The sequence below is a fragment of the Micromonospora sp. NPDC005172 genome (assembly GCF_040608555.1).
In the GTDB taxonomy this organism is placed as follows: domain Bacteria; phylum Actinomycetota; class Actinomycetes; order Mycobacteriales; family Micromonosporaceae; genus Micromonospora.
Map to the genome: position 1 here is coordinate 104705 of NZ_JBEXIL010000015.1, position 13205 is coordinate 117909.

Below are 13205 nucleotides of genomic sequence, written 5' to 3' on the forward strand. Positions count from 1 at the left end.
CCCGACCTGCCGGGTACCGATCAGTCAGTCGACGCCGAACTCCATCGCCGCGCGGTCGAGCGCCTCGTCCTCGGCGGTGGCGACGCCCCGGGAGGCGATGGCTTCCGCGCCACCCTCGGGCATCGCGCCGATCAGGCCGGTGGAGGCCGCCTGCGCTGCCCCGATCATCCGATCGGTGGGCGAGCCGCCGACCATGCCGAGGGACGCGTACTGCTCCAGCTTCGCGCGCGAGTCGGCGATGTCGAGGTTGCGCATGGTGAGCTGGCCGATCCGGTCCGACGGACCGAACGCCGAGTCCTCGGTACGCTCCATCGACAGCTTGTCCGGGTGGTAGCTGAACGCCGGGCCGGTGGTGTCGATGATCGAGTAGTCCTCGCCCCGGCGCAGCCGCAACGTCACCTCACCGGTGACCGCCGTGCCGACCCAGCGCTGCAACGACTCGCGCAGCATCAGGGCCTGCGGGTCCAGCCAACGGCCCTCGTACATGAGGCGGCCGAGACGGCGACCCTCGCTGTGGTAGTTGGCCAGGGTGTCCTCGTTGTGGATCGCGTTGACCAGCCGCTCGTACGCGGCGTGCAGCAGCGCCATCCCGGGCGCCTCGTAGATGCCCCGGCTCTTGGCCTCGATGATCCGGTTCTCGATCTGGTCGGACATGCCCAGGCCGTGCCGGCCGCCGATGGCGTTGGCCTCCAGCACCAGGTCGACGGCGCTGCCGAACTCCTTGCCGTTGATCGTCACCGGGCGGCCCTGGTCGAACCCGATCGTGACGTCCTCGGTGGGGATCTCCACCGACGGGTCCCAGAACCGGACGCCCATGATCGGGCTGACGGTCTCGATGCCGGTGTCGAGGTGCTCCAGGGTCTTCGCCTCGTGCGTGGCGCCCCAGATGTTGGCGTCGGTCGAGTACGCCTTCTCGGTGCTGTCCCGGTAGGGCAGGCCGCGCTCCAGCAGCCACTCCGACATCTCCTTGCGGCCACCCAGCTCGGTGACGAAGTCGGTGTCGAGCCACGGCTTGTAGATGCGCAGCATCGGGTTGGCCAGCAGGCCGTACCGGTAGAAGCGCTCGATGTCGTTGCCCTTGAAGGTCGAGCCGTCGCCCCAGATCTGGACGTCGTCGGCGATCATCGCGCGGACCAGCAGGGTGCCGGTCACGGCCCGACCCAGCGGGGTGGTGTTGAAGTACGAGCGTCCGCCCGAGCGGATGTGGAAGGCGCCGCAGGTCAGGGCTGCGAGGCCCTCCTCGACCAGGGCGGCACGGCAGTCGACCAGTCGGGCGACCTCGGCGCCGTAGCTGAGCGCACGGCCGGGGACCGACCCGATGTCGGGCTCGTCGTACTGGCCGATGTCGGCGGTGTACGCGCAGGGGACGGCGCCCTTGTCGCGCATCCACGCGACCGCGACCGAGGTGTCGAGGCCGCCGGAGAAGGCGATGCCGACACGTTCGCCGATGGGCAGGGAGGTGAGAACCTTGGACACGGGAAAGATTATTCAACAGAACGCATGGTCATGCAAGCGGATCGCCGCGTCCGAGTTCCCAGAACGCCACGGCCGCCGCGGCGGCGACGTTCAACGAGTCCACCCCGCGCCGCATCGGGAGGACCACCCGCACGTCGCTGGCCGCCTGCGCCGACGCCGTCAGGCCGGGACCCTCGGCGCCCAGCAGCAGCGCGGCCCGCGCGCGCTGCGCCGGGGTCAACAGCTGCATGGGTACGGCATCCGGCGCCGGCGTCATGGCGAGCACGGTGAACCCTGCCTCGCGTACCTCGTCGAGACCGGCGGGCCAGCGGTCGAGCTTGGCGTACGGCAGCGCGAAGACCTCGCCCATGCTGACCCGCACGCTGCGCCGGTAGAGCGGGTCGGCGCAGGACGGCGACAGCAGCACCCCGTCGATGCCCAGCGCGGCGGCGCCCCGGAAGATCGCCCCGAGGTTCGTGTGGTTGTTGACGTCCTCCAGGATCACCACGCGGCGCGCTCCGGCGAGCACCTCGGCCGCCGTCGGCAACGAACGGCGGTGGAACGACGCCAGCACCCCCCGGTGTACGTGGAAGCCGGTGGCCCGTTGCAGCACGTCCTGGGTGGCGGCGTAGACGGGCGCGTCGCCGGTGTCCAGGTCGGCGAGCTGGTCGACGCGCTTGGCGTCGACCAGGTACGACCGGGCCGGGTAGCCGGCGCGTAACGCGCGGCGCAGCACCAACTCACCTTCGGCGATGAACAGTCCGTGCGGTGGCTCCCAGCGGGTGCGCAGCTCGACGTCGGTGAGCGCGCGGTAGTCGGCGATCCGGTCGTCGTCGGGGTCGGTGATCTGGTGGACGGGCACCCGACGATTCTGCCGGACGGCCGTCAGCCGCCCCGACGTCCGCCCAGCGGCGGTGTTTTGTCCGGTCCGGAAGGGGAACGACCGGTGGCGTACCGGACGCGACGGGAAGGACCAGCCAGGTGAGCGCAGAGCACACGGCACCGGCCGAACGGGGCACTCTGCCCCGGCGTCCGACCGTCGCGGACCACATCGTCTCCCGCCTGTTCAGTTGGGGCGTACGCCGGTACTTCGGCTATCCCGGCGACGGCATCAACGGCCTCACGTCCGCCCTGCAACGCACCAACGAACGCGCCCAGTTCGTCCAGGTGCGGCACGAGGAGACCGCCGGGTTCGCCGCGTCCGCGCACGTCAAGTACGGCGGCGGTCCACTCGGCTGCGCGCTGGTCACCAGCGGTCCCGGCGCCATCCACCTGCTCAACGGCCTGTACGACGCCAAACTCGACCACCAGCCGGTGGTCGCCCTGCTCGGGCACACGGCGGTCACCGCCGAGGGCGGCGGCTACTACCAGGAGGTCGACCTCCTGGCCCTCTACAAGGACGTGGCGGCGGCGTTCCTGGCCCAGCTCGACCATCCCGCGCAGGTCCGCCACCTGGTCGACCGGGCGTGTCGGACGGCGCTGTCCCGGCGGACCGTCACCGCGCTGGTGCTCCCCTCGGACATCCAGGACGAGCCCGCCATCCCCGACCCGCCGCACGCGCACGGTTACTACCACACCAGCAACGTGCCGAGCAGCACGCCGACCGTCCCGCCGACGGCGGACCTGCGCCGTGCCGCCGAGGTGCTGCGCGGCGGCGAGCGGGTGGCGATGCTGGTCGGGCAGGGTGCGCTCGGCGCGCAGGACGAGGTACGCGAGATCGCCCACCGGCTCGGCGCCGGGGTGGCCACCGCGCTGCTCGGCTTCACCGTCGTCGACCATCGCGAGCCGTGGGTCACCGGCGCGATCGGGTTGCTCGGCACCCGCCCGAGCTGGCAGCTCATGACCGGCTGCGACCGGCTGCTGATCGTGGGCAGCAACATGCCGTACTCGGAGTTCTATCCGCCACCCGGGCAGGCCCGCGCGGTGCAGATCGACCTGGACGGCACGCAGCTCGGCCTGCGTTACCCGACCGAGGTGAACCTGACCGGCGACGCCCGCCCCACCCTGCGGGCGCTGCTGGACGAGCTGGGCCCCGGCCCCGGGCCGACCGCCTGGCGGGCGCAGATCGCCGAGTCCACCTCGGCGTGGCGGCGCGCCCAGCACGACCTGGCCGGCCAGAGCGCCGACCCGGTCAACCCGCAACTGCTGTTCAGCACACTCAGCGACCGGCTCCCCGACGACGCGATGCTCGCCGTGGACTGCGGCACCGCGACCGCCTGGTACGCCCGGCACGTGCAGGTCCGACCCGGCATGCTGGCCAGCCTCTCCGGCACGCTGCTGTCGATGGGCGGTGCCATGCCGTACGCGCTGAGCGCCAAGTTCGCCCACCCGGACCGCCCGCTGATCGCCATGATCGGCGACGGGGCCATGCAGATGAACGGCGTCAACGAGCTGATCACGGTGGCGAAGTACTGGCGCGGCTGGGCCGACCCACGGTTCGTGGTGCTGGTGCTCAACAACCGGGACCTGGCGTTCGTCAGCTGGGAGCAGCGCTCCTCGGAGGGGACGCCGATGTTCCCGGACAGCCAGCAACTCCCGGACATCGGCTACCACCGGTGGGCCGAGGTGCTCGGGTTACACGGTGAGCTGGTCGACTCGCCGGAGCAGGTGCCGGGCGTCTGGGAGCGTGCGCTCAGCGCCGACCGGCCGGTGGTCATCAACGCGCTCGTCGACCCGGCCGAACTGATGCTGCCGCCGCACTTCACCGCCGAGCAGGCCCGCAAGACCGCTGCGGCGGTCCTGCGCGGCGACACCGACTGGGCCGGCATCATCCGCCGCGGTCTCCCGGCAACGATCGCCAGCTACCGCCCCCGCCGCCGCGAACACTAACCACCCCCAACCCCACCCCCAACCCCAACCCCAACCCCCGGCCCCCGGCCCCCGGCCCCCGCGATCTTGCACTTTCTGTGGCGACATAGCCGCACAGAAACGGCAAATAGACAACCGAAAGTGCAAGATCGGCGGGGTCGTTGAGGGCGGGCGGGGCGGGGCGCTGGAGGGCGGGGCGGGCGGGCACGGCTGGGTGGGGTGGGTGGGGGCGGGGCGGGGCGGGCGGGCACGGCTGGGTGGGGTGGGTGGGGGCGGGGCTGGGTGGATCAGCCTCGGCGGTTCAGCCAGCGTTCCAGTGGGGACAGGGGGTCCTCGGTCGGGGGTTGTTCGCGCTTCGGGACCGCCGGGCGCTCCACCGGGCGGCGGGGGTCGCCGGCCAACTCCTTGCTGGGCGCGGCGAACGCCTTTTCCGGCTGACCCTTCACCGCTGTGGCGATGACGCGGGCGACCGCGTCGATCACCTTGCTCTGCACCGCGGAACCCACCGAGTCGGCCGGGTCGTCGGGGTTGGCCGCGATGCCGGCGACGGCCACCTGCGGCGTGAAGCCGACGAACGTCTCGGTGGCGTTCTCCTCCGAGCTACCCGTCTTACCCGCCACCGGCCGGCCGTCGAGGATGTCGTTCACACCGGTGGCGGTGCCGCCGTTGCACTGCCCGTACGGCGACTGCTGGCCCACCGGGCAGCGGGCCGCGTCGGTCGCGGCACGGGCCACGTCGGGGTCGACGACGCGCTTGCAGGACGGCTGGCCGACGGGCACCTTCACGCCCTTCGCGTCGGTCACCGAGACCACCGGCACCGGCGTGCAGTAGGTGCCCTCGGCGGCCACCGTGGCGTACGCGTTGGCGAGGTCGAGCGGGGTGGTGGCGGCCACGCCGAGGGTGAACGATCCCCAGTTCGCGGCGTTGTTCTTCGCGAAGGCGGCGTCGGTGTCGGCGCGGAACGTGATGCCGAGCCGCTGCGCCATCTCGACCACCTTGTCCTGGCCCACCTGCTCGGCCAGCCAGACGAAGTAGGTGTTCACCGAACGGCCGAAGCCGTCCCACATCATCCGGTACCCGTCCATCCACGCCGGGTTGGCGTTCGCCGGGCACCAGTGGCCGTCACAACTGCCCGGCCCCTCGGCCGGGTAGCGGGTGGGCAGCTTGGCGGGGGCGTCGAAGCCGGTGGAGAGCGTACGGCCCGACTCCAGCGCCGCGAGCATGGTGAACAGCTTGAACGTCGAGCCCGCCTGGTACCCGTCGACGCTGGCCCCACCGGAGATCAGCGGGTTGACGGTGTTCGGGTAGTTCGCCTGCCCGGCCGGGTTGTCGGCGAGGCTGTAGTGCCTGTTGACCGCCATCGCCAGCACCCGACCGGTGCCCGGCTGGACGGCGGCGATCGGCAGGGCGTGCTTCTTGTCGTACCCGTAGACCTTGGTGGCCTGCTGCTGCGCGGTGGCCTGGATCTTCGGGTCGAGCGACGTGACGACGGTGTAGCCGCCCGAGCGCAGGGCCTGCTCGCGCTCGGCGGGGGTCGCGCCGAAGGCCGGCTGGGTCAGCCACCACTGACGCAGGTAGTCGCAGAAGTAGCCCCAGTCGTCGTGGCCCTGCGCGACGGCGGTGCAGCCGTTGGGCTGCGCGGTGGGGTGCAGGGCCAGCGGCTCGACCTTGGCCTGGGCGGCCTGCGCGGCGGTGATGGCGCCGGTGGCGACCATCGAGTCCAGCACGTACGAGCGACGGGCCAGCGCCTCGTCCTTGTCGCCGCCGATGGGGCTGTACGCGTCCGGGGACTGCACCAGTCCGGCGAGCAGCGCCGACTCGGCGAGGGTCAATTGTGCGGGGGGCTTGCCGAAGTAGCGCTGGCTGGCCGCCGCGATCCCGTACGCGCCGGCGCCGAAGTAGGCGATGTTCAGGTACCGGCCGAGGATCTCGTCCTTGCCGAGGCTCTTGTCCAGCGCGCCCGCGTACCGGATCTCCTGGAGCTTGCGCCCGACGGTGGGGTCGGTGGCGGCGGCGCGCTCCTGGGCGGTGCGGGTCGGGTCGGTCTTGAGGACGTTGCGGACGTACTGCATGGTCAGCGTGGAGCCGCCCTGCTCGGTGCCGCCGCCCTTGACGTTGGCGATGAGCGCGCGGGCCAGGCCCCGCAGGTCCGCGCCGCCGTGGTCGTAGAACCGCCGGTCCTCGGCCGCCACGATCGCCTGCCGCATGACCGGGGCGATGTCCGCCAACGCGACGTCGGTGCGGTTCACGTCGTAGAACGTGGTGAGCAGCGTCTTGCCGTCGTTGGCGTAGAGGTAGGAGCGCTGCGGCGTGGCCGGGGTGCGCAGCGCGTCGGGCAGCGCGGCGTACGACCCGATCGCGGCGCGCGCGGCGAACCCGACCAGCAGGTTGCCCGGCAGCGCCGCGACGGCCAGGACCAACCCGGCCAGCAAGCCGGCGAGCAGCACGGTGAACAGCCGCGACAGCGGCGAGCGAGGGGCGGCCATGCAACCCAGGATTGCCACAAATAACGCCAACCGACCACCCCCGCAGCCCGATTGTCAGCAACTTCACGGCCCCCCATCAGTCAACTCACCCACGCCAGACCGCGTTGATCATGAAGTTATTGCCACGACACGCCGAGGCAGAGCGCAATAACTTCATGATCAACGGCATCGGCGCGCGGGGCGGCGCGGGGCGGCGCGGCGGGCGGGGCGGCCGGCCGGGTTAGGGGGTTGGGGGTGTGGGGAGGCTGGCGTTGGCCGCGTCGTGGACGGTTTCGCGGGGCATCAGGCGGCCGCTGCGGTAGCCGATGCCGATGCCGGCGATCAGCACGAAGATCGCACCGAAGGTCTGGAGCGACCCGATCAACGCGCCACCCAGGCCGAGCAGCGGCGCGGCGATGATCAGCATGACTCCGTCGCCGAGGCTGAAGGTGCCAGAGCGGGCCACCGCCCATCCGGTGAGGAACCACCCGACGCTGTAGAAGGTCGCGCCGAGCAGGACCAGCGACCGCGCGGTGGTGCCGAAGACCGGCGTCTGCTCCTCGAACCCGGCGAACGGCAGCATCAGCACCGTGCCGGCGATGCTCACCAGCAGGCCGGCGGCGGCCACCCGGCGGCTGCGCGTCGCGGCCAGCAGGCCGGTGAGGGCCAGCAGCGCGAGCAGGCCGAGCCAGACCGCGGCCACCCAGCCGATCAGGTACACCGCCTGGCCGTCGGCGGGATAGGGGTCATTGCCCACGCCGCCGTCACTGGCCATCGCCACCGCGCCGTAGAGGATGGCGTACGCGGGCAGCAGCCACACCGCGGCCCGCGCGAACCGGCGTACCGACCAGGCCCAACTGGCGTTCGTGGCCGGTGCGAGCGGGGTGGGCTCGCCGACGAAGGGCAGTACACCGAAGCCGCCGCCGCTGCGCCGGGAGCCCAGGGGTGCGACGGGATCGTGCGCGCCGGGCACCGGGGCCGAGGACCACATCCGATTCGCCGGATCCTTCATGCGTCACCTCGCTCGTCCACGAGCGGTGCGAGACGCGCCGGGGCGCCCCGATTGCCTGGTCACCACCCGTCCTAGGACCGATCGTGGCAGGCGTCGGAGCGCCCCATGAGCCTTTCTCGCGTTTATCCGGCCGGGCGGCTGACGACCGACGTCGGCCGCGCGCCGCCTCCGCGCCGCGCGGCCGGCGGCACGTACCGGATCAGCCGCGCTCGCGCTGGTCGGTCGGGTCGTTGACCAGGCTGTCCGGGGTGACCGGCTCCGGCGCGGGCAACCCCTGCGGCTTGTTGCCGCCGGTGGCCTGCGCCTCGGCGACGCGTACCTCGTCGTGGATCTGCTGGGCGGCGGCGGCCGCAGCCTGCGCCGCCTCCGCGGCCTCGCGCTCGACCTGGCTCGCGTGGTCGGCAGCCTCCGGCGAGGGCAGATCCCCCACCATCTGGCTCAGCCCACCGAGCGCGCCACCCATGCCCTCCAGGGCCTTGGTCAGCTCGGCCGGGATGATCCAGACCTTGTTGGCGCTGCCCTGGGCGATCTGCGGCAGAGCCTGCAGGTACTGGTAGGCGAGCACCTTCTGGCTCGGGTTGGCCTGGTGGATCGCGTCAAAGACCGTCCGAATCGCCTTCGCCTGACCCTCGGCCTGCAGGATCCGGGCCTGCCGGTCACCGTCGGCCCGCAACACCGCCGACTGCTTGTCACCCTCGGCGGTGAGGATCACCGACTGCTTGTGCCCCTCGGCGGTCAGGATCGCCGCGCGGCGGTCCCGCTCGGCGCGCATCTGCTTCTCCATCGAGTCACGGATGCTGGCCGGGGGCTCGATCGCCTTGATCTCGACCCGGGTCACCTTGATGCCCCAGCGGCCGGTCGTCTCGTCCAGCACCCCGGACAGGTGCCGGTTGATCTCGTCCCGGCTGGTCAGGGCCCGCTCCAGGTCGAGCGAGCCGATCACGTTGCGCAGCGTGGTCACCGTCAACTGCTCGATGGCCTGGAGGAAGCTGGAGATCTCGTACGTCGCCCGGACCGAGTCGACCACCTTGAAGTAGAGAACCGTGTCGATCGAGACCACCAGGTTGTCCGAGGTGATCACCGGCTGCGGCGGGAAGCTGACGACCTGCTCCCGCATGTCGACCTTGGTGCGTACGGCGTCGATGAACGGCACCAGCAGGTTGAGGCCGGGGTTGAGGGTGCGCTTGTACTTACCGAGCCGTTCCACCACGTCCTGGCGCTGCTGCGGCACGATCCGCACCGCCTTGGCCAGCGTTATCACGGCGATCAACGCCACCGCGATGATCAGCACCCCGACTATCGTCATCCCGTTCACCCTCTCGCTTCCGGCAGCTCGCCGGCGGAAGAAACATCGTCCTGCCACACCAGGGCGGTAGCGCCCCGGACCTTTATCACCCGAACCCGCTCACCGGGCTCGAAAGTCTGCGTCGTGTCGTACGGCCGGGCGCTCCACATCTCCCCCTCGATCTTGACGAGGCCGTGGTCGGCGTCCACCCGCTCCAGCACCAGGGCCGTGGAGCCCTCGATCGCCTCCACGCCGAACGGCTGCTCGCCGCTCTCCAGCGCCGACCGGCCGTGCCGCTTGATCACCGGCCGGACCACCACCAGGCTCAGGGCGGACACCACCGCGAAGACCAGGGCCTGCACGGCGACCGGTGCTCCCAGAGCCGCAGCGCCCGCGGCGGCGAACGCGCCGACCCCGAACATGATCAGAAACAGGGTCGTCGTGAAGATCTCGGCGACCGCCAGCACCACACCCAGAACGATCCACACCACGGCGTCCACACCACGATCGTGACACGCAAATGCTCGCGCGGCCTCCCCGCGAAGATCAGTAGGCTCGGCGAGACCCTTTCCGGCCCACCGGAACACCACCCGACGGTGGCCCGACCCGAGGAGATCCCGTTGACGCTGCTAGCCGAGACCGCCCGACAGATCGACACCCGGGTCGCCCAGGCGCAGGCCGAGGGCCGTGCCCCGTCGCTGGTGCTGGGCGTGGTCCGCGACGGCACGCTGGTGCACGTGGCCCCCGCCGGCGAACACCCCCGCCCGGCCGTCGACCTGCAGTACCGGCTGGGCTCGATCAGCAAGACCATGACCGCGACCCTGATCATGCAAATGCGCGACGCGGGTCGGCTCACCGTCGACGACCCGTTGGAGGAGCACCTGCCGGGCACGGGGGTCGGCTCGCTGACGCTGCGCCAACTGCTCGGGCACGCCAGCGGCATCCAGCGTGAACCCGAGGGCGACTGGTGGGAGCGGGCCGCGGGCGTCGACCTCACCACCCTGCTCGCCGGGGTCAGCCCCGACAAGATCGCCTACCCGCCGCACGCCACATACCACTACTCCAACCTGGCGTACGGGCTGCTCGGCGGCCTCCTCGAACGGCTCACCGGCACACCCTGGGCCGATCTGCTCAACACCCGCGTCCTCGACCCGCTCGGCATGCGGCGCACCACGTACGCGGCCACCGAGCCGTACGCCCGCGGCTACGTCGTCCACCCCTGGCACGACACGCTGCGCGAGGAGCCCCGCACCGACACCGGCGCGATGGCCCCCGCCGGGCAGCTCTGGTCGACGATCGAGGACCTGGGCCGCTGGGCCGCGTTCCTGGCCGACCCCGACCCGTCGGTGCTGGCCGCCGAAACGCTTACCGAGATGTGCACCCCCCTGGTGATCAGCGACCTGGAGGCGTGGAGGCACGGTCACGGTCTCGGACTGGAACTTTTCCGCGAAGGCGACCGCGTGTTCGTCGGGCACGGCGGATCGATGCCCGGCTACATCGCCTCGTTGGCCGTGCACCGGCCCACCCGCACCGCCGTGGTCGGCTTCGCCAACTCGTACGGCCTGCGCACCGGTGGCCTCGGCGCGCTCAGCCGGCGACTGCTCACCCTCGTACTGGACCGCGAACCCGCACCGCTCACCCCGTGGCGGCCGGCCGCCACCGCCCCGCCCGCCGAGTTGGCTGAGCTGACCGGCCGCTGGTGGTGGATGGGCACCGAGATCGAGGTGACCGCAGACCCCGCCGGGGACCTGCACGCCGGCCCGATCGGCGCGCCGGACCTCCGCTTCGTCATCGAAGGCCCGGACCGCTGGCGGGGTCGGGCGGGTGACCAGGACGGCGAGATCCTCACGGTCCGACGCGACGAGCGGGGCCGGGCGGTCGCCCTGGACATCGCCACCTTCGTCTACACCCGCACCCCCGACCAGGAGCCCTGAGCCACGCGCCCGCCCACCACCGGTCCAAGATCCGCGCAATATCACTGATGTTGCTGCCTCGTCGCGCGGTGAGGCAGCAACATTACCGAAACTGAGCGGATCGTGCGGGCGGCTGGGCCGGGCGGTGGGTCAGGCTGGCTCGGTGACGAAGTCGATCAGGCGCTCCATGGCGTTGATCAGCGGGGTCTCGACGTCGGCGAAGCTGTTCACCCGGGACAGGATGTGCCGCCACATGTCGGCCGGCTCGGCCACCCCGAGGGCCGCGCAGACCCCCTCCTTCCACGGCCGCCCCGGCGGCACCACCGGCCAGGCCGCGATGCCCAACGCCGCCGGCTTGACCGCCTGCCACACGTCCACGTAGGGGTGGCCGGTCACCAGCACGTACGGCGAGGTCACCCGGGCGACGATCCGGCTCTCCTTGCTGCCCGGCACCAGGTGGTCGACGAGTACGCCGAGTCGTCGGGTCGGGCCGGGGCCGAAGTCGCGAACGGATGCGTCCAGATCGTCGATGCCGTCCAGCGGCTCCACGACCACGCCCTCGATCCGCAGGTCGTCGCCCCAGATGCGCTCGACCAGCGCGGCGTCGTGGATGCCCTCGACCCAGATCCGGCTGGCCTTCGCCACCTGGGCGCGGACGTTGTCCACGGCCACCGAACCGGACGCGGTCCGTCGGCGGGCCGCCGGCACCGGCGCGCGGCTCGGGCGGCGCAGCGTCACCGGCCGGCCGTCGAGCAGGAATGCCGCCGGCAGCAGCGGGAAGTTGCGCCGCTTACCGTGCCGGTCCTCCAACACCACCGCGCCGGCCTCGAAGCCCACCACCGCTCCACAGAACCCGGAGTCGGCATCCTCGACCACGAGATCCGGTTCGGCGTCCACCTCGGGGGTGACCTTTCGTCGCCGCCAGTCTCCGGCCAGCACGTCCTCGCCGTATCGCCCCGCCATGTCGATCACGCTAACCCCCACCACCGACGCGCTCACTCCGACACACCGTCCCCGCGTGAGCACAGCGGGGACCGGCGGGGCAGGACGGGCAGCGGATGGGGCGAAGGGGGCAGTTCGGGGCAGGCAGGGCGGCCGGAGCGGCAGCCGAGACAGGGCCACCGATCACCACGTACCCTTTCGGCATGTCCACCCCCGCAACGGGCGCGGCCACGCTTGCGCCGCGCCGGTCGAGCCGGTTCGTTGCCTGGGTGCGCGCGTGGCGCGCCGGGCTGGTGCCGTACGACGAGGTCGCCGACGCCATCGCCGGTGACGAGGAGCACCTCGTCGCGGACGCCCCCGGCACCTGGACCGACGTCCCGCTGGGTGCCGCGCTGCCCACCCTGGCCAAGCTCTCCCCCGACGAGATCCGGCTGGTGCTGCCCGCGCCGGGTGACCCGCGGGGCCTTCCCGGTCCCGGGGACTTCGCCGGGGCGGCGCTGGTGGCGGGTGAGGCGGTGGTGGCTGGCGGGCTGGGCCTGATCCCACACGTGCGTAGTCACACCTCCGGCTCCGGGGACTGTTTCGAGACGGTGCTGTGGCGGGTGTACCCGCTGCCGGCCGACGCTCCGGCCGCCTCGTTGTCGCTGCCCGGCGCCGCCGAGGCAGAGGCCGAGCTGGCCGCCGCTCTGGCCGAGACGACGGCCGCGCTGACCCGGCTCGACGTGGCGCAGTGGCGGCCCGAGTTGGCCGGCGCGCTGGCCGCTCTGCGCCGCCCCGACGGCGCCACCGACCTGCCGCCCGGCTTCGACCCACGGGCGCGCCGGCTGTTCGCCCGGGCCGCCGTGCTGGACCGGGTGCTCGCGCTGGCCGGGCACGCCGCTCCCGGTGGCGCCATCAACAACTACGAGGCCCAGCAGCGCGACGCCGCGCTCCGCCCTCTCACCACGGCCTGCCGCCAGGCACTGGTAGCCGCCTGCAACGCACCCCTACGTCCCTGACCCGGTCCGGCGACGCTGCGGCTCCGCCGGTCGCTTGATCCAGAAGGCCATCACGTCGGGGCTGGGGTACGCCCGATCTCAGCCCTGGTCGCGTCCGCAGACGCCCATGGCTCTGCTCGCGTCCTGCGCTCTGTACCCGGCCTGCCGCTCTGCCACCCGCCCGGCGCTCTGCACGCGTCCTTTGCTCTGCTTCAACCAAGGCGACACCGGAAGGCCACGAGCGTTTCCTCCGCTGAAGCAGAGCAAAGGACGTCTCACCCACCCACGCCCCCGCCGCCGTCGGACCGCACAGCCGTTGGACGGCACGGCCGTCTGGCCGCACGACGC

10 protein-coding genes are annotated in these 13205 nt (G+C 72.1%); 3 read left to right on the forward strand and 7 right to left on the reverse strand.

The annotated features are described in order from the left end of the window. Positions 1-24 precede the first annotated feature (24 nt). Positions 25-1476 carry an argininosuccinate synthase gene (gene argG, locus ABZV06_RS13340; protein ID WP_355245717.1) on the reverse strand — a complete coding sequence of 484 codons (1452 nt, stop codon included), beginning with the start codon at positions 1474-1476 and terminating at the stop codon, positions 25-27. Between the two features lie 28 nt (positions 1477-1504). Then, the gene (locus ABZV06_RS13345) at positions 1505-2344 is read right to left on the reverse strand and encodes an RNA methyltransferase (protein ID WP_355245795.1); all 840 of its coding nucleotides are present in this window, start codon (positions 2342-2344) and stop codon (positions 1505-1507) included. 92 nt (positions 2345-2436) lie between these two features. On the opposite strand from ABZV06_RS13345, the gene ABZV06_RS13350 reads away from it, so the two are divergent. Beyond that, entirely contained in the window at positions 2437-4284 is a 1848-nt protein-coding gene (locus tag ABZV06_RS13350) for a thiamine pyrophosphate-requiring protein (protein WP_355621184.1), read from the forward strand. 266 nt (positions 4285-4550) lie between these two features. On the opposite strand, the gene ABZV06_RS13355 is transcribed toward ABZV06_RS13350, so the two are convergent. From ABZV06_RS13355 to ABZV06_RS13370, 4 genes are all read right to left on the reverse strand, one after another. Beyond that, the gene (locus ABZV06_RS13355) at positions 4551-6749 is read right to left on the reverse strand and encodes a transglycosylase domain-containing protein (RefSeq protein ID WP_355621187.1); all 2199 of its coding nucleotides are present in this window, start codon (positions 6747-6749) and stop codon (positions 4551-4553) included. 220 nt (positions 6750-6969) lie between these two features. Beyond that, positions 6970-7740 carry a hypothetical protein gene (locus ABZV06_RS13360; RefSeq protein ID WP_355621190.1) on the reverse strand — a complete coding sequence of 257 codons (771 nt, stop codon included), beginning with the start codon at positions 7738-7740 and terminating at the stop codon, positions 6970-6972. A 199-nt stretch (positions 7741-7939) separates the two neighbouring features. Further along, positions 7940-9046: an SPFH domain-containing protein gene (locus ABZV06_RS13365; RefSeq protein WP_355621193.1), complete on the reverse strand. Its 1107-nt coding sequence runs from the start codon at positions 9044-9046 to the stop codon at positions 7940-7942. Positions 9047-9051: 5 nt separating this feature from the next. Next, positions 9052-9525 carry an NfeD family protein gene (locus ABZV06_RS13370; protein WP_355621196.1) on the reverse strand — a complete coding sequence of 158 codons (474 nt, stop codon included), beginning with the start codon at positions 9523-9525 and terminating at the stop codon, positions 9052-9054. Between the two features lie 120 nt (positions 9526-9645). On the opposite strand from ABZV06_RS13370, the gene ABZV06_RS13375 reads away from it, so the two are divergent. Further along, positions 9646-10959, forward strand: coding sequence for a serine hydrolase domain-containing protein (locus ABZV06_RS13375; protein WP_355621199.1), 1314 nt, complete (start codon positions 9646-9648; stop codon positions 10957-10959). 129 nt (positions 10960-11088) lie between these two features. Here ABZV06_RS13375 and ABZV06_RS13380 read toward each other — a convergent pair whose 3' ends face one another. Next, positions 11089-11901 carry a DUF3097 domain-containing protein gene (locus ABZV06_RS13380; RefSeq protein WP_355245701.1) on the reverse strand — a complete coding sequence of 271 codons (813 nt, stop codon included), beginning with the start codon at positions 11899-11901 and terminating at the stop codon, positions 11089-11091. Between the two features lie 182 nt (positions 11902-12083). Here ABZV06_RS13380 and ABZV06_RS13385 point away from each other — a divergent pair, with 182 nt between their 5' ends. Beyond that, positions 12084-12878 carry a hypothetical protein gene (locus ABZV06_RS13385; RefSeq protein WP_355245698.1) on the forward strand — a complete coding sequence of 265 codons (795 nt, stop codon included), beginning with the start codon at positions 12084-12086 and terminating at the stop codon, positions 12876-12878. The last annotated feature ends 327 nt before the right edge of the window (positions 12879-13205 follow it).

Bases quoted from the DNA above. Each gene is read 5' to 3' on its own strand.
- ABZV06_RS13355 (WP_355621187.1), bottom strand. From the start codon at position 6,749: ATGGCCGCCCCTCGCTCGCCGCTGTCGCGGCTGTTCACCGTGCTGCTC.
- ABZV06_RS13360 (WP_355621190.1), bottom strand. From the start codon at position 7,740: ATGAAGGATCCGGCGAATCGGATGTGGTCCTCGGCCCCGGTGCCCGGC.
- ABZV06_RS13365 (WP_355621193.1), bottom strand. From the start codon at position 9,046: ATGACGATAGTCGGGGTGCTGATCATCGCGGTGGCGTTGATCGCCGTG.
- ABZV06_RS13380 (WP_355245701.1), bottom strand. From the start codon at position 11,901: ATGGCGGGGCGATACGGCGAGGACGTGCTGGCCGGAGACTGGCGGCGA.
- ABZV06_RS13385 (WP_355245698.1), top strand. From the start codon at position 12,084: ATGTCCACCCCCGCAACGGGCGCGGCCACGCTTGCGCCGCGCCGGTCG.